Source organism: Flavobacterium noncentrifugens (assembly GCF_900100375.1).
Lineage (GTDB): Bacteria > Bacteroidota > Bacteroidia > Flavobacteriales > Flavobacteriaceae > Flavobacterium > Flavobacterium noncentrifugens.
The window spans coordinates 416,604-437,126 of the sequence record NZ_FNEZ01000001.1 but is presented as its reverse complement, the minus strand read 5'-3'; the positions used below and the strand labels follow the sequence as shown (position 1 = coordinate 437,126).

The following is a 20,523-nucleotide window of genomic DNA, read 5'->3' as shown; positions in this document are numbered from 1 at the left end:
CGAAGTCGTGAAAACCAAAATAATCACGTGTTATAAACGCATTTTCGAATGGATAAAAAGCAATAAAATCAAGAGCAGCATCGCCTTATTACTGCTTTTGGTTTATTATTTTTCGCTTCCGCGGACGTTGTTTGATGAGCCTTATGCTACTGTAATTGAAAGTTCCGAAGGTGAACTGCTTGGCGCTAAAATTGCTCGCGACGGCCAATGGCGGTTTCCGGCGCAGGACAGCATTCCCGAGAAATTCCGCAAATGCATTGTGTATTTTGAAGACCAGCATTTTTACAAACATCCGGGTTTTAATCCAGTCGCAATGTTCAATGCGGCCAAGCAAAACAGTGCGGCAGGAAAAGTCGTTCGCGGCGGCAGTACACTGACACAGCAAGTCATTCGCTTGTCGCGGAAAGGAAAAAAACGCACGTATTTTGAAAAAGCGGTAGAAATGATTCTGGCAACCCGATTGGAATTGCGATGTTCCAAAGATAAAATTCTCGATTTTTATGCTGCACATGCGCCTTTCGGCGGAAATGTCGTTGGTTTGGAAATGGCTTCGTGGCGGTATTTTGGCGTGCAATCGCATCAATTGTCGTGGGCGGAAAGTGCCACTTTAGCAGTTTTACCGAATGCGCCGAGCCTGATTTATCCAGGAAAAAACCAATTGAAATTGCGGTTGAAACGCGACAGATTGCTGTTGAAACTGCATCAGGAACATGTCATTGACAAACAAACTTATGAACTTTCAATTGCCGAGCCTCTACCGCAAAAACCTTATGATCTTCCTCAGATTGCGCCACATTTGCTCCAGCGGATTGCGAAAAGCCACGAAGGCAAACGCATCAAAACAACTGTTCAGATCGCTCTGCAAAATCGTGTGAACCAAATCGCAAAATATTACTACAATCAGTACAAACAAAACGAAGTACACAACCTTTCAATTGTTGTAATTGATGTTCAAAACCGCAACATCATGGGTTATGTAGGCAATGCGCCAACCGATGAAAACCACCAGAAAGATGTTGATATTGTTGGTGCGCCGCGTAGTACGGGAAGTATTTTAAAACCGCTGTTGTATGCGGCAATGCTCGATGAAGGTGAATTATTACCGAACACTTTAGTCGCCGATGTACCGACGCAGATCTCAGGTTATACGCCACAAAATTTCAATCTGACTTTTGATGGCGCGGTTCCGGCGCACCGCGCATTGTCGCGGTCGCTGAACATTCCCGCAGTGTTGATGCTGCAAGATTTTGGCGTGAATAAATTTTATGAAGAATTGCAGAAATTTAAACTCAGAGACATTTCAAAATCCCCGGATCATTATGGCCTGTCGCTGATTTTAGGCGGCGCTGAAAGCAATTTGTGGGATTTGTGCCGGACTTATGCCGGATTGTCATCAACCGTGGATTATTTCAATGCGCATGAAGGAAAATACCGGACGAAAGAATTTGCCGAACTCAATTATCTGGAGGATTTCAAATCCGATTTTGGAAAAGAAAGTTACCAGAAAACGATTCTGGGCGCGGGTTCAATTTGGCTGACCTACAACGCGATGGAACAAGTCAACCGTCCCGAAGGCGACGAAGCTTGGAAGTTTTATGACAGTTCGCTTAAAATTGCATGGAAAACCGGAACGAGTTTCGGGAATCGCGATGCGTGGGCAATCGGAACGAATTCGCGATATGTCGTTGGCATTTGGGTAGGAAATGCATCGGGCGAGGGCAGGCCAACATTAACCGGTGTTTCGAGTGCTGCGCCAATCTTGTTTGATGTTTTTAATTTACTGCCGAGAAGCGGTTGGTTTGCGGCACCGTTAAACGATCTTGAAGAAGTCGAAGTCTGCGCTTTAAGCGGCCATCTGGCGCAGGAAAATTGCCCGAAAATCAAACAGTTTATTTCTTTGAAGGGAAAAACAACATCGATTTGTCCGTATCATAAAATCGTTCATTTGGATCAGTCCGGAAAATTCCGGGTCAACAGCAGTTGTGAAAACGTAGAAAATATGGTGACAAAAACCTGGTTTGTTTTACCGCCGGTGATGGAATGGTATTATAAAAGCCAGCATATCGAATACCAGGTTTTGCCACCGTTTCGGGATGATTGTGCCGGAACACAGACGGCAACTATGGATTTTATTTATCCGAAAGCGAATGCTAAAATTTATCTGACTAAGGATTTTAACAGCGAAGTGCAGCCTGTGATTTTGAAAGTGGCACATTCGCAACGCGAAACACAATTGTTTTGGTATGTAGATAAAGTTTATAAAGGAACAACCAAGACTTTTCATGAAATGCCGATTGATGTTGCGGCTGGGGTGCATGATGTCACGGTTGTGGATGAATTTGGGAATGAGATCCGGAGGAAAATTGAGGTTTTTAGGGAAGATGATTAGATAATTGGCGAATGAGTTCATTAGCGGATGAGCGAATTTCTTGAAGCAGATTAAGTTTTTGAACTAAATAATGCTGAACTTTTTAAAAAAATATTTTATGGAAAAGCAATTTCAATTGTTCTTGAGGCTGGCGCTTTCGGCGTCTTATTTGTCGGCGGTGAGCGATCGTTTTGGGTATTGGGGCGCGCCGGGAACAACTGGAATAGCTTGGGGAAACTGGGAGAATTTTGTGAATTACACGAATAGTGTTGTTGGTTTTCTGCCGCAGCAATGGGGCGGATTTTTAGCTATTGCGGCAACGGTTCTCGAAATTATTTTACCGGTGTTGCTGATTGTGGGTTATCGGTTAAAGTATATTTCGATGGCTTCGGGATTGTTGCTTTTGGGTTTTGCCCTGGCGATGACTTTTAGTTTTGGGATTAAAACGCCGTTGGATTATTCGGTTTTTACGGCTGCGGTAGCTTCGTTTCTTCTAAGTACGATTTCGCCTGCTTATAGTATTGATAACTATCTTGCGAAGAGAAGGAATTAGATAGTTAGTCAATTAGCGGATGAATAAATATTGCGATTCATTTGGGATTTTAATCAGCGGCTTATTTTGGAACGAAAAGCCCTAGCCCGGATAGCAGTGGAAATCCTTTTGTGTAACGCAGTGAAACAAAAGATTGAAACGCATAGCCGGAAACAGCTCCTAATAAGAAAAAAAACCGCCACCCGAGGCTCTAGCTGAACTGGCTGAAAGCAATTTCACGAAAGGCGTTTTTTTTATTTAGTCTTTTATACATTTCCTTGTTTGTCATTTGAAAATAAAAGGAATTTGAGATTAAGAGGAGAATGTCTTGTAGACATTTGGTTTTTCGCCAGTGGCTGTCAGGTATTTTTGCTTTAGCAAAAGCGTAAGTTTAATACATAAAAAAACCGCCGATCTCACGAAAGGCGGTTTTCTAATTAGTCTTTTATAGCATTTCCTTGTTTGTCGTAGAAATGATATTCCAGAAACGTGTAAGCGTCACGTGGTATGATTTTCACCCATTTTTTATGCTCTAAGAACCACTTGGAGCGTAATGATGGAAAACCTTTACTGAGGTATGCAGCCACAAACGGATGTACGTTAAGCACCGCGCCTTTGTGGATTTTGAGTATTCTTTCCAGATCGGAAGTAATCCTGTCGATGATTAGAATTGGGGCTTCAATTTCGCCGCCGCCGCTATCTGGATTTTCTTCCCTGGTTTTGATATTTACTTCCGGCCGCACGCGTTGTCTGGTGATTTGCACCAGTCCGAATTTACTTGGCGGCAGGATTTTGTGTTTGGCTTTATCGTCGCTCATTTCCTCGCGGAGGAAGTCGAAGAGCACTTTCCTGTTTTCGGGATTCGACATATCGATAAAATCGACTACGATGATTCCGCCCATATCACGAAGGCGCAATTGCCTGGCGATTTCTGCGGCGGCGATCATGTTGACTTCCATTGCGGTGTCTTCCTGGTTTGTGGCTTTGTTTGAACGGTTACCGCTGTTCACGTCGATAACGTGCAACGCTTCAGTATGTTCGATAATCAAATACGCGCCTTTGGCCATCGAAACGGTTTTTCCGAACGAAGTCTTGATCTGTCTCTCTATGTTATATTTCTCGAAGATAGGTGTGTCTTTAGATTGATAAAACTTTAATATTGATTGTTTTGTAGGCGCTATTTCCTGTAAATAGTCCTTTGTTTCGTTGTACAACTCCAGATCATCAATTTGGATACCGCTAAAGGTATCGTTAAAAACGTCGCGAAGTATCGATGATGCCCGGTTGAGCTCGCCTAATACTTTGGACGGATGATGGGCAGTTGGTAATTTTTTACACATGGCGTTCCATCTGCTGAGCAGGTTTGCCATGTCTTTTTCTAATTCGGCTGTATTTTTGCCTTCTGCTACTGTACGGACAATAACACCAAATCCTTTCGGTTTGATTGATTGTACAAGCTTTTTTAAACGGTCTTTTTCCTCTTTGGATTCTACTTTTTGTGAAACAGAAACCCTGTCGGAGAAAGGCACGAGAACGATAAAACGTCCGGCCAATGATAGTTCAGAACTAATTCTTGGGCCTTTGGTTGAAATTGGTTCTTTAACCACTTGTACTAAGATCGACTGGTTGGAATTCAGCACGTCGCTGATGACTCCGTCTTTGTTGATCTCTTTTTCAAACTGAAAGTTTTTCAGGGAGAAATCTTTTATTTTACCTGCGCTTACAAGTTTTATGAATTTCAGTTGGGAAGCTAAATTTGGCCCCAGATCGTGATAATGCAAAAAGGCATCTTTTTCGAAGCCTACATTTACAAAAGCAGCATTGAGTCCGGCAACTGGTTTCCTGATCTTGGCAATAAAAATATCGCCCACCTGGAAGTTGCTTTTTTCTTCTTCTTTATGTAATTCAATTAGTTTTCCATCTTTTAATAAGGCAAAATCTACGGCTTCAGAACTTGATCTAATGATTAATTCTTTATTCACACTGTAAATTTTTATCCAGACTTTAAGTCGAAAGTCAAAAGTCAGAAAGTCAAAAGCCAAAGCTTCAAACGATCCAAATTCAACAAAACAACCAAATGTTCGGATGGATTAAACAATAATTTAACAGGTATTGTACCCGGTGAAATTCCTGATTGCGGATGAAGCGCTGCAGATTGTATCTTAATCTCTATCCCAAAATCAGTATTTCCATTTCAATGAACTTTAAAAAAGAAAAAAGTAGTGAAGACTACTTTTTCTTTTTGTGACGGTTAGCTCTCGCACGTTTTTTACGTTTGTGGGTCGCTACCTTATGTCTCTTTCTTTTTTTACCACTTGGCATAGGTGTAGTTTTTGTGATTAATTAATAAGTTTATTTTGCTTCGTTATTCGTTTTTACTCCTTCAACAAACACTTTTGCAGGTTTGAAAGCCGGAATGTTGTGGGCAGGAATTTTAATTGTAGTGTTTTTCGAAATGTTACGACCTGTTTTTTCAGCTCTGGTTTTGATGATAAAACTTCCAAAACCTCTTAAATAAACGTTGTCGCCAGTCTCTAATGAAGTTTTTACTTCATCCATGAAAGATTCAACAGTTGCCTGAACATCTCCTTTTTCAAGACCTAATTTTTCTGAAATTTTTGCTACGATATCTGCTTTCGTCATTTTCTTTCGTATTTAATATTTATGTGTAAATTTTTGAGGTTGCAAATATATGAATTAAAAAAACAAATATTCAACCTAAATCATTAAAATTTAATCACATAAACTTTTACTTTTGTTAACCAAAATTTTATCATGAATTTAACTAAGTCGCTAATTGCGTGGTATTTGCAAAACAAACGCGATTTGCCTTGGCGGCATACAATAAATCCGTATCACATCTGGCTGTCTGAAATTATGCTCCAGCAAACGAGAGTTGCGCAGGGAATGCCGTATTATTTTGCATTTACAAGTGCTTTTCCAACGGTTTTTGACCTCGCAAATGCGTCTGAAGAACAGGTGCTGAAGTTGTGGCAAGGCCTCGGATATTATTCGCGTGCGAGAAACCTGCATCAAACGGCACAATATGTCGCTTTTGAACTTGACGGAATTTTCCCAAATAACTACAACGATCTCATCAAACTCAAAGGAATCGGCGATTATACAGCGGCTGCAATTGCGTCGTTTTCGTTCAATGAAAATGTTCCGGTAGTTGATGGAAATGTATTTCGGGTTCTGTCCAGATATTTCGACATTGAAACCGATATTGCCAATGCTTCCGCCAAAAAGGAATTTGCCGCTTTGGCGTATGAACTGATGCCAAAAGACAACCCGGCGATTTTCAACCAGGCGATGATGGAATTTGGCGCGATCCAATGTGTGCCGAAAAATCCGGATTGTTCGATTTGTGTCTTGAATTCCGGCTGCCTGGCGCTGAAATTAAACAAAGTGAACCAGCTTCCGGTAAAATCCAAAAAAGCAAAAGCCAAAAACCGATTCTTTAATTATGTGATTTTTTCGGATGCTAATGAGAATTCGATCATCCAAAAAAGGTCAGACAAAGGAATCTGGCATAATTTGTACGAATTTCCATTAATTGAATCGGAAAACGAAATTGATTTTGATGTCTTTTCGGATGAATTATTGCGTCGGAATTTTATCCAAAATCCAATCACTTCCATCTCCGAACTTAACGAAATTAGCCAAATTCACAAACTCACACACCAGCATTTGCACATTAAATTCTGGAAAGTAAACGTTACCGAAACGCTCGAAAACGCGCTCGAAATCGAAACGCTAAAAACATTTCCATTCCCGATTGTCATTTTTAATTTTATAGAAAAGCATTGGCCGTAGTTTTTCAAAAATTACTATATTTGATTTCAATAATTTATAAATAAAATGAGCGGAACCATTAATAAAGTACTGTTGATAGGCCATTTGGGCGATGAAGTGAAAATGCATTATTTTGATGGTGGGAATTGTATCGGAAGATTTCCTCTTGCAACGAACGAAACGTATATTAATAAGACTACGAACGAAAAAATTACTTCTACAGAATGGCACAATCTCGTCGTGCGAAATAAAGCGGCCGAGATTTGCGAAAAATACCTTTCGAAAGGCGATAAAATTTATGTAGAAGGCCGAATCAAGTCGCGCCAATGGCAGGCTGAAGACGGTTCGACAAAATATACGACCGAGATCCAGGTTACCGAATTCACTTTCCTGAACGTGAAAAAAGACACTGATGGAAACCGTCCGGCTGCCGGTTCGCCAAACCCTAATTTTGATGCCCAGAATCCGCCGGTCAACGACCTGCCATTCTGATTTGTTTAATTAATCCTACTGAATTTGGACCCTGAGCCCGGTTATCAATTATCCACCACTTTAGACACGAATTTGCTTTTCGGATTTATAGCCATTTTCGTGTTGCTTTCTGGTTCTGCGCTGGTTTCTGCTGCCGAAGTTGCGTTTTTTTCGCTGACGCCGAAAGATATTGATGAATGCCATAATGCGAAACCAACGGTTGCAAATACCATTGTTTCCTTACTCGAAAAGCCTAAAAAATTACTCGCGACTTTGGTCGTAGCCAACAATTTCATCAACATTGGCGTCGTGATTTTATTCTCGGTCATTGGACAGAATTTATTCGCAGCGATTGCATCTCCAGTTTTAAAATTCGTTGTAGAAGTCGTAGTTGTCACATTTTTTATCTTGCTTTTCGGAGAAGTGTTGCCGAAAATTTACGCCAGCCGGAATAATGTCCGATTTGCGTGTTTCTTTGCATATCCGTTATCAATATTAGACAAATTGCTTTCGCCCATCAGCATTCCGATGCGGTCGGTGACGGTTTTCCTGCATAAAAAACTCGGAAAGCAGAAATCGAGTTTTTCAGTCGACCAATTGTCGCAGGCTTTAGAACTGACTTCTTCCGAAGGCACTTCACAGCATGAACAAAAAATCCTCGAAGGCATTGTTTCTTTCGGAAATACGGATACGAAACAAGTCATGAGTCCGCGCATCGATGTATTCGCACTCGAGATCGAAGAAAGTTTTTCCGAAATCATGGAGAAAATCACCGATAAAGGATTTTCAAGAATTCCGGTTTACCGTGATAATATCGACCAGATTGAAGGTGTGTTGTTTGTCAAAGATTTAATTCCGCACATCAGCAAAAATGATTTTGAATGGACGACTTTGCTGCGCGAGCCGTTTTTCGTTCCCGAAAATAAAAAACTCGACGATTTATTAAAAGATTTCCAGTCGATGAAAAGCCATTTGGCCATTGTTGTCGATGAATATGGCGGCACTTCAGGTTTGGTTTCTTTGGAAGATGTCATTGAGGAAATCGTTGGCGACATCAGCGACGAATTCGACGATGAAAATATCAATTTCTCCCAAATCGACGATAAGACATTCTTATTTGAAGGAAAAATCAGCATGAAAGATTTTTATCGGATTGTAGATGCTGACGAATTGTTATTCGACGAAAGCAAAGGCGAAGCCGAAACACTTGCCGGATTCATTCTTGAAATCTTAGGCAATTTTCCCAAAAAAGGGCAGAAAATAAATTTTGACAAATACCGTTTTACGATTGAAACCGTTGATAAAAAACGCGTCCGCCAGATAAAAGTAATTATTGAATAAACATCCATGTTAAAAAAAATCATTTCGTTTTCCGTTCTCTCATTGGTGTTTGTAACGGTTTTCGGCTGCAAAAAAGAAGTACTTCCAAAACCGGCGAGCCAGCTTCGCCTCGATTATCCTGTGGCCGAATATGTGCATTTCGAAAACAATTGCCCGTTTTCATTCGATATGAATGCTGATGCAGTGATCAAAGGAAATTCCGATTGCAGTTTCGAAATCAATTATCCGAAAATGAAAGCGACGATTTACATCAGTTACAAACCGGTTCAGAACAATATCAACACATTGCTTCGCGACGCGCAAAAACTGACTTACGAACACGTGATCAAAGCCGACGACATTCTAGAACAGCCATTTCTAAACAAAGACCACAAAGTATACGGAATGTTTTACCAGGTCAACGGAAATGCCGCTACAAACGCACAATTTTACGTCACCGACAGCATCAGCCATTTTATCGATTGCTCGGTTTATTTTTACGCAAAACCCAACTTTGATTCGGTGATGCCGGCCGCGAGTTACATTAAAGATGACATGCGGACGTTGATGGAAACTTTGAAGTGGAAGAAATAAGAAAGTCTGAAAGTCAAAAGTCTGAAAGTCGAAAGAAAACGATTCTATTAAATAAAAAAAACCAGGAACGAAATTAATCCGTTTTCTGGTTTTTTTTATGCAATCCGTTAGTCCTTTCAGACTTTTGACTTTCAGACTTTCGACTGAAATTAAGCTTTCTTCTCGTCAGCGGAACAATGTTTCTTTCCTGAACAACAAGATTTTTTCTCTTTTCCTGCAGCTTCTTTTTTATCAGATTTAGACTTTTTGGCGTCAGCTACTTTTTCTTTTTCCTGGTCGAAAAGCATCGCGTGGTTTCCTGAAGAAGTCACATCGGAAACTTTATACGTTTTTCCATCAGCGGTCGCTTCAACAACTTTTACGAAATTTTCCGGAGTTTGTTTGGTTGCGTCGAAGTCGATCACCGCTTTTTTGGAATCAAAATCTACAGATGCTTTTTGAACGCCGTCCATTTCCGACAATTCTTTCTCAATCGTTTTTGCACAGCCAATTGCGCAGCTCATGCCTTCGATCTTAAAGCTTGCCGTTTCTGGTTTTACTGCAGGTGTGTTTGTTTTTTCAGTTGAAGCGACTGCACCGGCTTCGGTTTTTGGTGCGCTTGCCGTTTGCTTGCAGCTTGTAAGAAAAGCGGCCGATAAAGCAAGTGCGAATAATGATTGGGTGAATTTCATAATATGTGAGTTTAATGTTTGCGTGAGAACGATCAACAGTGTTGAAAGCGGCTACAAAAATGCAAAAATAAATCCCGTTTATTCATAAAATTATTACAATTTTGGGTGTTAAAATTTTGATGATGAGCGCCAAACAATTGAAGTGGATTTTCCTGACGATACTTTCCCTAATCTGGGGAAGTTCATTCATATTGATCAAGAAAGGTTTGGTTGGGCTCGATCCGTTTCAGTTGGGCTCTTTGCGGATGATTTTTGCCGCGTGTTTTTTGCTGGTTATCGGATTTAAAACGCTACCGACGATTCCAATCGGCAAATGGAAATTGATTATATTATCAGCGTTGCTCGGCAATTTTTTCCCGGCTTATTTGTTTGCGATTGCTGAAACCAAGATCGGAAGCTCGATCAGCGGCATGCTCAATTCTTTTACACCTTTAAACGCGCTCGTTCTTGGCGGATTGTTTTTCGGATTGCAATTCAAGCGCACGCAAATCATCGGCGTAAGCGTTGGCTTGGTTGGAAGTTTACTGCTTGTTTTTACAGGCTCAGATTCGGGCGCAAGTTCAGAATATACTTATATTTTCCTCGTTTTCATTGCCACGGTTTGTTATGGGACGAATGTAAATCTGGTCAAGAAATATTTGTCCGATTTGAGTCCGCTTGCAATTTCAACCGGAAGTTTCTCCGCAATGCTGATTCCGTCGTTAACGATTTTATATGTCACCGGATATTTCAAATTCATGCATGTTCCAGAAGTGCAAACATCGACTTTATTCATTATGATCTTAGGCGTTTTCGGAACCGGAATTGCGAATTTGCTTTTCTATAGATTGATCCAAATGTCAACGCCGGTTTTCGCAACTTCAGTCACTTATTTAATTCCGATCGTGGCCTTTTTCTGGGGATTGCTCGATAATGAAATGCTTACGCCGTTGCAGTTTCTAGGGGCTTGCATTATTTTGTGCGGCGTTTATTTGTCTGGAAAAAAATAAGAAAACCATTATTTGGGGTTTACCGATAAGAGTTTTTAAAACCATTAAGGTGGAATTTCTATCAAAGTAATTGTAAAAACTTTCTATAATTTCGAATTGTCATGGTTTTTGGGCGTGCCACCGGCTCCGCTGTGCTATGCCGCTGTCGCGCTTTCCGTTACAAGTCCTCACTGCGTTCCGGGCTTTTCACTTCAATCGCTCACGCAAACAGCGGCCCGAAACAATTATTAATTATTGAACCGAATTTCCAAAACGGTCAAAATAGAAAATCGGGATTTTGAGTTTCTCCAAATTAGGAACAGTTTCCGATGCTTTTCCGGTGATGATAATCCGCATGTTATCGATCATGAAATATTTGTTCGCCACACGCAAAATATCTTCCGGAGTTACAGCATTGATGTTTTTGATGAAATTTTCATAAAAATCTTCAGGCAAATTTTCTGTGCGGATGTTGAGCGCATAACGCGCAATCGTCTGTGGTTTTTCAATGTTCATCACAAACCTTCCGATATAGCCGGCTTTGATGTCGTTGAGTTTGTCTTCAGCGACCGTTTCAGTCCGGATGCGTTTGATTTCCTTGACAAATTCGACCACAGCGCTGTCGGTTACCGCATTTCGAACCGAAGCCGATGCGATGAATTTATCGACATATTTTCCATAACCGATGTTCGAACGCGCACCGTAAGTCCAACCGTTTGCCTCGCGCAGGTTCATGTTTAAATAACTGTTGAAATCGCCGCCAAGAATCTGGTTCGTAACAATTGACGGAAAAAAATCGGCATCTGTCATTTTAAGATTGACTGAATTCACCAGTGCAATTTCCGATTGTACAGCGTTCGGCATATCGACAAAATTGATCTGTAAATATTGCACGTTTTTCGGGTCGGAATACGATAAATCCGGAGCGGCTGCTTTTATCCAATCTGAAAAAACATCCAAAACTTTGGCTTTGACCTGTTCAAAATCAACATCGCCAACAATCACCAAATAGGCATTTTCAGGAACAAAATACGTGTTGTAATTCGCTTTGACGTCGTCGAGCGTCATATTGTTTAAAGTCGTTTCTGAAACATATTCGCCAAACGGATGGCTTTTTCCGAATGCGAGTATATTTTCAACCCTTTCAGCCGTTGCAGGAATGCTTTTCTCTTCAGATTTTAAACTTTCTATGAACTTTGTTTTTTCCTTGTCGAATTCTTCGGGTGTAAAATTTGGATGCAAAGCGGCATCGGCAAGCAATTCTAAAATTCGCGCAGCATATTTGGAAAGTGAATTTCCGCTTGCGCCATCGGAATAAAAATTCAGGCTGGCACCGAGAAAATCAATTTCTTCATTAAATGCATCTTTTGAAATTGTGGCGCTGCCTTTTCCCATCAATCGTCCACGCAAAGAAGCGACGCCTTTTTTATTGCCTTCGGAATATGGCGCAACGTCAATATTCAGGCTGAAAGAAACGCGCGGCAATTTGTGGTTTTCGACAACCAAAACTTTGAGTCCGTTTGACAATTCAAAGGTTTGCGGCTTGTTGATTTTTATTGTCGGAGCCGGTCCGGGTTTGGGCTGAGGTCTTGTTTTTGCTTGCATAGATAAGGTCAGGAATAAGCCCAATACGATTAAGATAGGCTTTTTCATTTTTAGTTGGCAGACTTGCTTTTGGCCGGAATGTAATCCAAAACCAATCGCTGGTTCGGGTTTAAATATTTTTTTGCGGCTTGGCGGATTTCGTCGCGTGTGATCGAACGGTAAATGTCGATATCGGTATTGATCAGGTTTACATCGCCGAATAATAAATAGGACGAAGCGAGATTTTCAGCAATGCCTTCTATCGTTGCGTTGCTGTTCACATGTTGGTTTTCGAATTTGTTCCTAAGTTTTTCAAAATCCTTTTCAGAAATCAGGTCGGTTTGCAGTTTGGTGATTTCTTCGTCAATTTCTTTTAAAATGTCGGTCGTCGGCGTTTGTTCCAATGGCAATCCGAAAATCACATACGAACCGTAATCTTCCTGATTGACGTTGAACGCACCGATTTGCAGCGCCATTTTCTTATCGTCGACGAGCTTTTTGTACAAACGCGAACTTCTGCCGTCGCTGAGTAAACTCGAGATCATGTCGAGTGCGCGCGCATCACGGGTTTTCATCGATGGTGTTCTGTAGGCTGCCACAATTGCAGGAATCTGGATGTTTGGGTCTTCGTAAGTGGCTGAGATCGTTTTTGTGATCGGTTCTTCGGCAAACGTTTGCTTTTGGATGGGCGCGCCTTTCGGGATCGAGCCGAAATATTGCGAGATCCATTTCTTCGCATTGGTTTTATCGAAATCACCTGCAACTACTAAAACCGCGTTGTTCGGAATGTAGAATTTTTTATTGAAAGCCCGGAATTCTTCGAGTTTCGCAGCGTCCAAATGTTCCATCGAGCCGATGACACTCCAGCGGTATGGATGTTTGGTGAACAATCGTTTTTTGACTTCCGACAGGAAATTTCCATACGGTTTGTTGTCGTAGACGTATCTTTTTTCTTCTTTGATGACGTCGTTTTGGGTGTCAACGCCGATCTGGTTGATGATGGGATGCAGCATGCGCTCGGATTCCATCCATAAAGCGAGTTCTAAATTATTTGATGGGAAAACTTCGTAATAATAAGTTCGGTCGTCGGAAGTATTGGCGTTGTTGGTGCCGCCGTTTCCGCTGACGATTTTGAACCATTCGCCACGTTTGATGTTTTCGGTGCCTTCGAACAAAAGGTGTTCAAAAAAGTGGGCAAATCCGGTGCGATCCGGACTTTCATCTTTGGATCCGACGTGATACATTACAGAAGTGATGACTACCGGCGCAGATGGATCGTTGTGCAAAATGACGTGCAAGCCATTGTCGAGGTCAAATTCTTCAAAGGCGACTTTTTGGGCAGAAACCGTTCCTCCAAGCAAAAGTGAAGTACTTACAGCCATTAATATTTGTTTCATTGGTTAGTAAAAGGTGCGGCAATTCCGGTAAGTGTGGTTTCCGGATATTGGGTTGATTCAAATGTAGGGATTTTTAGTTGAAGAGAAAAGACTGAGGCAAAGACATAAGTGAAAAACGAACGGTAAAAAGGAAATTAGGCATTATCGAAGTGAAGACACGCGTGAGCGATGGAAGCGGCATCCTTTTGCGGCCGCAGCGCAGCGAAGGCCGTAAAAGATAAAGCGGACAGCGCGACGGCGCAGTAAAATGCTAAATTAAATGTGCAATGCTGAAGCGCCGGCACGCCCAAAAAAACACAATAATTATCCGCGATTTTTGACCGCTCGCCTTTCGACGTTCAGACTTTCGACTTTTTTTTCTCCAACAAGTTGCATGAATGGGATTTAGTTGTATATTTGCAACCTTAAAAATTAACTAAACATCATTGTTATGTACGCAATCGTAGAGATAGCAGGGCAACAATTTAAAGTAAGCAAAGACTTAAAGGTTTATGTTCACCGTTTGGCTGACAAAGAAGGCGATGCAATTTCATTTGCAAAAGTTCTTTTGTTAGACGATAATGGAACAATCACTTTAGGCGCCCCGGCTGTAGAAGGTGCTTCAGTAGAAGCCAAAGTGTTACAACACTTAAAAGGAGACAAAGTAATCGTTTTCAAAAAGAAAAGAAGAAAAGGTTACAAAAAGAGAAACGGTCACAGACAGTCTCTTACTCAGATTCAGATTTCAGGATTTACTTTACCTGGAGCCGCTGCGCCTAAGAAAAAAGCGGCAGCTAAGAAAACTGAGACCACAGAAGAACCAACAGCAGAATAATTAACATTTAAAAGATAACGTCATGGCTCACAAGAAAGGTGTCGGTAGTTCCAAGAATGGTAGAGAATCAGAATCGAAACGTTTAGGTGTTAAGATTTTTGGTGGACAAGCTGCTATTGCGGGGAACATCATCGTAAGACAAAGAGGTTCTAAACACAACCCAGGTGAAAATGTTTACATCAGTAAAGATCACACCCTACACGCAAGAGTAGATGGAGTTGTTCAGTTCCAAAAGAAAAAAGACAACAAATCATACGTTTCTATTGTTGCTTTTGAAGCATAATTGAAACTTAGTTGATATTAAAAAAGCCATTCTGTGAAGAATGGCTTTTTTTTGGTTTGAACAGTTTGGATTTTTTTGAACCATTGAGGGCATTAAGTTCATTATGCCAATCCAATGTTTATTAAACAAGCCATTCTATGAAGAATGGGTTGTTTGAAATAATTTATTTTTTTTGATCCGTTTACCTGAATGAACTAAATGTTCTTAATGGTTTAAATCTTTATTAATTTTTATTTCCTGTATTTCCCGGAGCAACCACATTATAAACGGTTAATTGCTGAATGTCGCGGTCGAACAAATACAATCCGCCTTTGTCGTCGCCGATGAGGTTGATTTTATCGAGGATTGCCCTTGCCTGCGCTTCTTCTTCAATTTGCTCGGTGACATACCATTGCAGGAAGTTGTGCGTCGCATAATCGCGTTCCTGTAGTGTGATGTGAACGAGATCGTTGATCGATTCCGACACAAAAACTTCGTGGTCATGCAGTTCCTGAAACATTTCCTTGAAGTTGTTAAACGACACATTTGGTGCTTTGAGTTCAGAAATGTAAGCGTTTCCGCCACGTTCATTGATGAATTTTACGATTTTAAGCATGTGTACGCGCTCTTCGTCCGATTGTTTGTACATGAATTGCGCTACGCCTTCAAGGCCTTTGGCTTCCGCCCAGCAAGCCATGGCGAGGTATATTTGCGAAGACTCGGCTTCAATGGTCACCTGTTTATTGAGTGCTATTTCGACTGTTTTTGATATCATGGCTTTATTTTTTTCTAATTGTAATATAAAAGTACTAAAAAGTAGGCGTTTTATATTTACAATCGGCTGATTTCGGGCAAATACCAATTCAGTCTAAATAAGGGGAATTTACTTGATGACGATTTTTTTGGTTTCAGAAACATTGTTCTTGTCTGTAAATTTCACGATGTACGAACCTGAACCTAATCTTGAGGTATCCAAACTGTAATGTGTGGTTTTATTGAGTTTGATAGTATCTGTTTTTACTATCTTTCCCAACAAGTCGTAAATAGAATAGTTTACATGATCGGTTCCTTTCCAATTTAAAGTAAAAGAAATGCTATTGTTATTTGGATAACTGACAATTACAAATTGTGGATTGCCAGATTGTTCAGTATTGGAGAGAAGTGCTTGTTGGCTCGTAAATTCCCCAATGTTTATTGAATAATCCGGGATTGAAGTTTCAGAATAAAAACGAAGTCCCAACATGGCAACTTCTCGTCCGCCATGATCACTCAATGCAATGGTTTGTGAAGCCCAGTTATTGAAAAAAGGCCAAGGTGTCGCATTTAAAGGGAATTCATATTTTTGTGTCGGATCATCTGCAAATACAACGAGAAGTTTCATTTTTGAATTTTCTGGATTTGCACATTTAAAAAATACATTCGTCGTCTGCGTTCCAAGATTTTGAGGTACCGAGAATTTTGTTTTAAACAGCATAAGGTCTATTGGTGTATTGGCAGGAAGGTTTCCTGAGATTTTGAGCGAATTTCCACTGTAAAAAGCATCGTCAAAATCCCATTTTGCGTTAAGCATTCCATTTTGTGAAAAGGCCCATTGCCAAGTTGGTAAAATGTCTTGCTCATTCATATCATGCCAACTTTCCGTACTTGTTACGACGCCTGGTCCAAATTTTTGCTTGCCATGTCCGGTATTAAAATTTGTAGCAAGTTGCTCAGAAATCACTGAAGTTTCCGGAACCCAAGCTGAAAGCCCTTTAAAACCGGTTGCATCCACTATTCCCGGATTTGAATCGGAGCCGGCAAACAAATGATTTTCTGCATCGTAAAACGAATTGACATCGGTCGGGTCGTTATTAAAATTGGTAAAAACCGAACTGTTGTAAACGCAATTAGTAGCAAACAATCCCAAAGAAGTAATCGGAATCGAAGTGTTTGTTTCATGAAGTTTTGTCATAAACGTATTGCCGTTGGTCATAAAATTTCCCTGATTTCTTCCGGGCCAAATATCGGCGCCGGTAAAAACATCAAAAGAAGGTCTGCCAATGGTTGCCGCCTGTGTTCTTGAGGCGATAACCTGTGCCACATTGTTCCAGAAGAAATTGACAAATATGCTGCTGCTCACGCGTTGTTCGAATCCGTTTTCTGAATTTCCATCAAGATCGGCTTGTAAAAACGGACTGTTATTGGCGTTCAATCGGTTTTGCCATCCTACATTTCCGTTTAAGATCATGGCATCATACCACATAATTTCCTTTCCGACCGCTTCGGCCTGAGTCGTTAATTCTTTTACAAATTCCTGCATCAAAACCGCAACTACCGGAGTCGTAGCTGTTTCCTGATTGATAAACCAGCCGTCAAATTTATAGTATTGCATGATTGCGATCATCTTTGGAAGCGCGATAAAATGGCCTTCAGAATCTTTTTCGAGGAAATTTTGCAACGTTGTTGTCGATCCGCCGAACGCGGTTGGTGAAAAGAACACATCGCCATATATTTTAACGCCGTTTTTATGCGCGGCATTCGCCCAGGGCGATGACGGAATCTGAATCGTTTGTGAAGACGTGCCGCCAAACCACACGAATTTATCAATATAAGCCCAGTGCGTAAAATTGTACAAATTAAATTGGTTTTGCTCGCCGAAATAATTCCCAAAATTGTTCATTCCGTCAGGCAAATAAGCGATTTGCAGGTTGTTGTTTAAATTGGGGTTGAATTGCGTTTGAACATTTGTAAACCTTTCGGCCAACGGAATCGTTGCAATTAAATCTGTAGAAGCGGTTGAACCGGTTTCTGTCCACGATTTCAATTCATCCACAGTTAAAATGTAAGGCGCGGTGTTGACAATTTGTGCAAATGATGGAATGGAAGCAAGTAATAACGCGAAGAAGGTAATTTTTCTCAAAATGATGTAGTTTAGTAGTTGGAATCGTAAATATAAAAATAAAAAACCGCTTCAATTGAAACGGTCTTTTTAATTTATTTTGCTTTGGCTTTTTCTAAAGCTTCGTTGTATTTTTCCTTCGTGTTTTCTTTGGCTTCCTGCATTTTTGCAGAAGTATTGTCCTTAGCTTCTTCAAGTGACGCTTTGGTTTTATCAGCGCCTTCCTTAACATTTGCTTTGAGTTTTGCCCAGGCTGATTCGGCTTCATCGGCAGTTTTTTGAGCGGCTTCCTGCGCTTTTTTGTCGCCTTTGGCAATTGCTTCTTTCAAATTTTCACGCGCTTCTTTTAGATTGGCTTCCGCTTTATCGGTATTTACATCGACTCCGTTTTCAGTTGTCGTAGTTGTTACGACTGTCGTGGTGTCGCCATCAACATCGGTACTCACAGTTTCTACGGTTTCTTTTTTACAAGAAGTCAACGATAAAATTCCGGCCAGCAAAAGTGCAGTTCCTAAGTTTTGTGTTTTTGATTTCATAATGTTTAATTTTTTGGAATGATAAATATAGAAAAAATCAAATAAAAAACCCTCACATTGCTGCAAGGGTTTCATTTGTCAATCTAATTTCTATCAGATTAGTATCTGTAATATTCCGGTTTAAAGGGCCCCTGAACGTCCACGCCAATGTAAGCAGCCTGGTCGTCTCTCAAAGTTTCCAATTCAACACCCAGTTTTGCCAAGTGCAAAGAAGCTACTTTTTCATCCAAATGTTTTGGCAACATATATACTTCATTGTCATAATTCGCGCTGTTTTTCCACAATTCAATTTGCGCCAAAGTCTGGTTTGTAAACGAGTTGCTCATTACAAAACTCGGATGTCCGGTCGCGCAGCCGAGGTTTACCAATCGCCCTTCAGCCAAAATGATAATGTCTTTTCCAGCGATTGTATATTTGTCAACCTGCGGTTTGATCTCAATTTTAGAAGCACCGTGGTTTTTGTTCAGCCACGCCATATCGATTTCATTGTCAAAGTGTCCAATGTTGCAAACAACCGTTTTGTCTTTCATTTTTTCAAAATGCGAACCCAAAACAATGTCTTTGTTTCCAGTAGTCGTAATGATAATATCCGCAGTAGCGATCACCGTATCGAGTTTTTTCACTTCAAAACCATCCATCGCAGCCTGAAGCGCACAAATCGGGTCAATTTCAGTAACCGTTACGATAGAACCGGCGCCACGGAACGAAGCCGCAGTTCCTTTACCCACATCGCCATATCCGCAAACGATCACTCTTTTCCCCGCCAACATCAAATCTGTTGCACGACGAACCGCGTCCACAGCACTTTCTTTACAACCGTATTTGTTGTCAAATTTAGATTTGGTCACCGAATCATTTACGTTGATCGCAGGCATCACCAAAGTGCCATTTTTCATTCTTTCGTACAAACGGTGAACTCCGGTAGTCGTTTCTTCAGACAATCCACGGATTCCGTCCACCAATTCCGGATAACGGTCAAAAACCATATTCGTCAAATCGCCACCATCATCAAGGATCATGTTCAACGGTTTTCTGTCTTCGCCAAAGAACAAAGTCTGCTCAATACACCAGTCAAAATCAGGCTCATTCAAGCCTTTCCACGCATAAACCTGGATTCCTGCAGCAGCAATCGCAGCCGCAGCCTGATCTTGCGTAGAGAAAATATTGCAAGACGACCAAGTCACTTCAGCGCCCAAAGCGATCAAAGTTTCGATTAAAACGGCAGTCTGAATCGTCATGTGCAAACAACCAGCGATGCGTGCACCTTTCAACGGTTGCTCGTCGTTATATTCTGCGCGAAGTGCCATCAATCCTGGCATTTCAGCTTCAGCAAGTTCAATTTCTTTTCTTCCCCAAGCCGCTAAGGAAATGTCTTTTACTTTGTACGCCACAAAAGGCATTGTCGTTGTACTCATTATGATATTTTTGTTTTAACTTAAATTTTCGTGCAAATTTACGCAATTCCTTTTTATTTAAAATAGATTTGCCGAAATTTATAAGTTGTTTAAAGCGTTAACTTTTTGAAACACAAATCAATAAATATTTTTTAATTTTTAGAAGCTATTCCCGCTATCCGTTGCAATCTTTTATAAAATTTCCGCTGCGCTACAACTTTATAAAAGGATTTCCACTACTATCGGGGCTAGGAAAACCTGCAAAACCAGATGCCATTATATAAAATCATTAATTTCAGTCCGAAAACGCAGATCTACATCTGGAAAATCGACGAGCCGTATGCCCAGCTTCGAGAGGAAGTGCAACTTAACGACCGCAATGAAATCCGTTTAAACGGAATGAAATCCGAATTGCACCGGCGCGGTTTTCTAAGTGTGCGCAAAATTCTTCACGAAAACGGCTATTCCGATTTTGACCTGACTTACGATGCATTCGGGAAACCGCATCTTAAAGACGGGAAACACCTTTCGATCACGCATTCACACGAATTTTCAGCGGTTATTTTCAGCGACCAGAACATTGGCATCGATATGGAAAAGCAGCGCGATAAAATCAAAATTCTCGATTACAAATTTGCCGAATTCGAAATGACGTGGCTCGACAAAAACGCGGCTGATTATATGCGGAAACTCACCGTGGTCTGGGGCGTTAAAGAAGCAATTTTCAAAATCCGGAATGAAGTTGGCATCAGTTTCAACGACCATATTTTCGTGCAGCCTTTCGAAATGCAACACCTTCAAACCGATGTCATTCTCAACTTTAATGAAACCAGAATGACTTTTTCTGTCTATTTTGAGGAAATGGAAAACTTCACGCTCGTTTACGTCCTCGAAAAATAAAATCTTAACTTTTGGCGCAAAGCCACAAATACAATCTTC

The 20,523-nt window shown here is 40.8% G+C and carries 19 protein-coding genes; 10 read left to right on the top strand and 9 right to left on the bottom strand.

The window, feature by feature from the left end:
• The first annotated feature begins 7 nt into the window (after positions 1-7).
• On the top strand, positions 8-2,389 hold the full coding sequence (gene pbpC / locus BLS32_RS01980; RefSeq protein WP_091391622.1) for a penicillin-binding protein 1C: 2,382 nt from the start codon (positions 8-10) through the stop codon (positions 2,387-2,389).
• A gap of 97 nt (positions 2,390-2,486) precedes the next feature.
• A complete protein-coding gene (locus tag BLS32_RS01975; protein WP_091392366.1) occupies positions 2,487-2,921 on the top strand; it encodes a hypothetical protein in 435 nt (144 codons plus the stop codon).
• Between the two features lie 416 nt (positions 2,922-3,337).
• Here the strand turns inward: BLS32_RS01975 and BLS32_RS01970 are convergent, their stop codons facing one another.
• Both BLS32_RS01970 and BLS32_RS01965 read right to left on the bottom strand, forming a co-directional pair.
• Positions 3,338-4,882 carry an Rne/Rng family ribonuclease gene (locus BLS32_RS01970; protein ID WP_091392364.1) on the bottom strand — a complete coding sequence of 515 codons (1,545 nt, stop codon included), beginning with the start codon at positions 4,880-4,882 and terminating at the stop codon, positions 3,338-3,340.
• Positions 4,883-5,252: 370 nt separating this feature from the next.
• Positions 5,253-5,543, bottom strand: a complete 291-nt coding sequence (locus tag BLS32_RS01965; protein ID WP_091143810.1) for an HU family DNA-binding protein — start codon at positions 5,541-5,543, stop codon at positions 5,253-5,255.
• A 132-nt stretch (positions 5,544-5,675) separates the two neighbouring features.
• Between BLS32_RS01965 and mutY the strand changes: the two genes are divergently transcribed.
• Genes mutY through gldD form a run of 4 tightly spaced genes read left to right on the top strand, consistent with a single transcriptional unit; the run spans position 5,676 to position 9,080 of the window.
• Complete coding sequence (gene mutY / locus BLS32_RS01960) at positions 5,676-6,716, top strand: A/G-specific adenine glycosylase (protein ID WP_091391621.1); 1,041 nt, start codon at positions 5,676-5,678, stop codon at positions 6,714-6,716.
• 45 nt (positions 6,717-6,761) lie between these two features.
• A complete protein-coding gene (locus BLS32_RS01955) occupies positions 6,762-7,187 on the top strand; it encodes a single-stranded DNA-binding protein (RefSeq protein ID WP_091391620.1) in 426 nt (141 codons plus the stop codon).
• A gap of 24 nt (positions 7,188-7,211) precedes the next feature.
• Positions 7,212-8,507 carry a gliding motility-associated protein GldE gene (locus BLS32_RS01950; RefSeq protein WP_091391619.1) on the top strand — a complete coding sequence of 432 codons (1,296 nt, stop codon included), beginning with the start codon at positions 7,212-7,214 and terminating at the stop codon, positions 8,505-8,507.
• A gap of 6 nt (positions 8,508-8,513) precedes the next feature.
• Positions 8,514-9,080: a gliding motility lipoprotein GldD gene (gene gldD, locus BLS32_RS01945; protein ID WP_091391618.1), complete on the top strand. Its 567-nt coding sequence runs from the start codon at positions 8,514-8,516 to the stop codon at positions 9,078-9,080.
• 149 nt (positions 9,081-9,229) lie between these two features.
• On the opposite strand, the gene BLS32_RS01940 is transcribed toward gldD, so the two are convergent.
• On the bottom strand, positions 9,230-9,751 hold the full coding sequence (locus BLS32_RS01940) for a heavy-metal-associated domain-containing protein (protein ID WP_091391617.1): 522 nt from the start codon (positions 9,749-9,751) through the stop codon (positions 9,230-9,232).
• A gap of 122 nt (positions 9,752-9,873) precedes the next feature.
• On the opposite strand from BLS32_RS01940, the gene BLS32_RS01935 reads away from it, so the two are divergent.
• Complete coding sequence (locus tag BLS32_RS01935; RefSeq protein ID WP_091391616.1) at positions 9,874-10,740, top strand: DMT family transporter; 867 nt, start codon at positions 9,874-9,876, stop codon at positions 10,738-10,740.
• A gap of 231 nt (positions 10,741-10,971) precedes the next feature.
• On the opposite strand, the gene BLS32_RS01930 is transcribed toward BLS32_RS01935, so the two are convergent.
• Together BLS32_RS01930 and BLS32_RS01925 are read right to left on the bottom strand one after the other, a co-directional pair.
• Positions 10,972-12,372, bottom strand: a complete 1,401-nt coding sequence (locus BLS32_RS01930; protein WP_307725596.1) for a M16 family metallopeptidase — start codon at positions 12,370-12,372, stop codon at positions 10,972-10,974.
• Between the two features lie 2 nt (positions 12,373-12,374).
• A complete protein-coding gene (locus BLS32_RS01925; protein ID WP_091391614.1) occupies positions 12,375-13,700 on the bottom strand; it encodes a M16 family metallopeptidase in 1,326 nt (441 codons plus the stop codon).
• 430 nt (positions 13,701-14,130) lie between these two features.
• Between BLS32_RS01925 and rplU the strand changes: the two genes are divergently transcribed.
• Together rplU and rpmA are read left to right on the top strand one after the other, a co-directional pair.
• Positions 14,131-14,514 carry a 50S ribosomal protein L21 gene (rplU, locus tag BLS32_RS01920; RefSeq protein ID WP_091391613.1) on the top strand — a complete coding sequence of 128 codons (384 nt, stop codon included), beginning with the start codon at positions 14,131-14,133 and terminating at the stop codon, positions 14,512-14,514.
• Between the two features lie 22 nt (positions 14,515-14,536).
• Positions 14,537-14,797 (top strand): 50S ribosomal protein L27, encoded by a 261-nt coding sequence (gene rpmA / locus BLS32_RS01915; RefSeq protein WP_091391612.1) that lies wholly within the window; start codon positions 14,537-14,539, stop codon positions 14,795-14,797.
• Between the two features lie 223 nt (positions 14,798-15,020).
• On the opposite strand, the gene BLS32_RS01910 is transcribed toward rpmA, so the two are convergent.
• The 4 genes from BLS32_RS01910 to ahcY all read right to left on the bottom strand — a co-directional run bounded on the left by BLS32_RS01910 (position 15,021) and on the right by ahcY (position 19,605).
• The gene (locus BLS32_RS01910) at positions 15,021-15,551 is read right to left on the bottom strand and encodes a ferritin (RefSeq protein ID WP_091391611.1); all 531 of its coding nucleotides are present in this window, start codon (positions 15,549-15,551) and stop codon (positions 15,021-15,023) included.
• A gap of 108 nt (positions 15,552-15,659) precedes the next feature.
• A complete protein-coding gene (locus BLS32_RS01905) occupies positions 15,660-17,675 on the bottom strand; it encodes an endo-beta-N-acetylglucosaminidase (protein WP_091391610.1) in 2,016 nt (671 codons plus the stop codon).
• Positions 17,676-17,749: 74 nt separating this feature from the next.
• Positions 17,750-18,190 carry a hypothetical protein gene (locus BLS32_RS01900; RefSeq protein WP_139171670.1) on the bottom strand — a complete coding sequence of 147 codons (441 nt, stop codon included), beginning with the start codon at positions 18,188-18,190 and terminating at the stop codon, positions 17,750-17,752.
• A gap of 98 nt (positions 18,191-18,288) precedes the next feature.
• Positions 18,289-19,605, bottom strand: a complete 1,317-nt coding sequence (gene ahcY / locus BLS32_RS01895; RefSeq protein ID WP_091391608.1) for an adenosylhomocysteinase — start codon at positions 19,603-19,605, stop codon at positions 18,289-18,291.
• 249 nt (positions 19,606-19,854) lie between these two features.
• Here ahcY and BLS32_RS01890 point away from each other — a divergent pair, with 249 nt between their 5' ends.
• The gene (locus tag BLS32_RS01890; protein ID WP_091391607.1) at positions 19,855-20,484 is read left to right on the top strand and encodes a 4'-phosphopantetheinyl transferase family protein; all 630 of its coding nucleotides are present in this window, start codon (positions 19,855-19,857) and stop codon (positions 20,482-20,484) included.
• Positions 20,485-20,523 lie beyond the last annotated feature (39 nt).

Coding starts and splice junctions, on each gene's coding strand:
- BLS32_RS01930 (WP_307725596.1), bottom strand. CDS start 12,372: ATGAAAAAGCCTATCTTAATCGTATTGGGCTTATTCCTGACCTTATCT.
- BLS32_RS01935 (WP_091391616.1), top strand. CDS start 9,874: ATGAGCGCCAAACAATTGAAGTGGATTTTCCTGACGATACTTTCCCTA.
- BLS32_RS01925 (WP_091391614.1), bottom strand. CDS start 13,700: ATGAAACAAATATTAATGGCTGTAAGTACTTCACTTTTGCTTGGAGGA.
- BLS32_RS01955 (WP_091391620.1), top strand. CDS start 6,762: ATGAGCGGAACCATTAATAAAGTACTGTTGATAGGCCATTTGGGCGAT.
- ahcY (WP_091391608.1), bottom strand. CDS start 19,605: ATGAGTACAACGACAATGCCTTTTGTGGCGTACAAAGTAAAAGACATT.
- BLS32_RS01910 (WP_091391611.1), bottom strand. CDS start 15,551: ATGATATCAAAAACAGTCGAAATAGCACTCAATAAACAGGTGACCATT.
- mutY (WP_091391621.1), top strand. CDS start 5,676: ATGAATTTAACTAAGTCGCTAATTGCGTGGTATTTGCAAAACAAACGC.
- BLS32_RS01975 (WP_091392366.1), top strand. CDS start 2,487: ATGGAAAAGCAATTTCAATTGTTCTTGAGGCTGGCGCTTTCGGCGTCT.
- BLS32_RS01965 (WP_091143810.1), bottom strand. CDS start 5,543: ATGACGAAAGCAGATATCGTAGCAAAAATTTCAGAAAAATTAGGTCTT.
- gldD (WP_091391618.1), top strand. CDS start 8,514: ATGTTAAAAAAAATCATTTCGTTTTCCGTTCTCTCATTGGTGTTTGTA.
- BLS32_RS01940 (WP_091391617.1), bottom strand. CDS start 9,751: ATGAAATTCACCCAATCATTATTCGCACTTGCTTTATCGGCCGCTTTT.
- BLS32_RS01900 (WP_139171670.1), bottom strand. CDS start 18,190: ATGAAATCAAAAACACAAAACTTAGGAACTGCACTTTTGCTGGCCGGA.
- rplU (WP_091391613.1), top strand. CDS start 14,131: ATGTACGCAATCGTAGAGATAGCAGGGCAACAATTTAAAGTAAGCAAA.
- BLS32_RS01890 (WP_091391607.1), top strand. CDS start 19,855: ATGCCATTATATAAAATCATTAATTTCAGTCCGAAAACGCAGATCTAC.
- rpmA (WP_091391612.1), top strand. CDS start 14,537: ATGGCTCACAAGAAAGGTGTCGGTAGTTCCAAGAATGGTAGAGAATCA.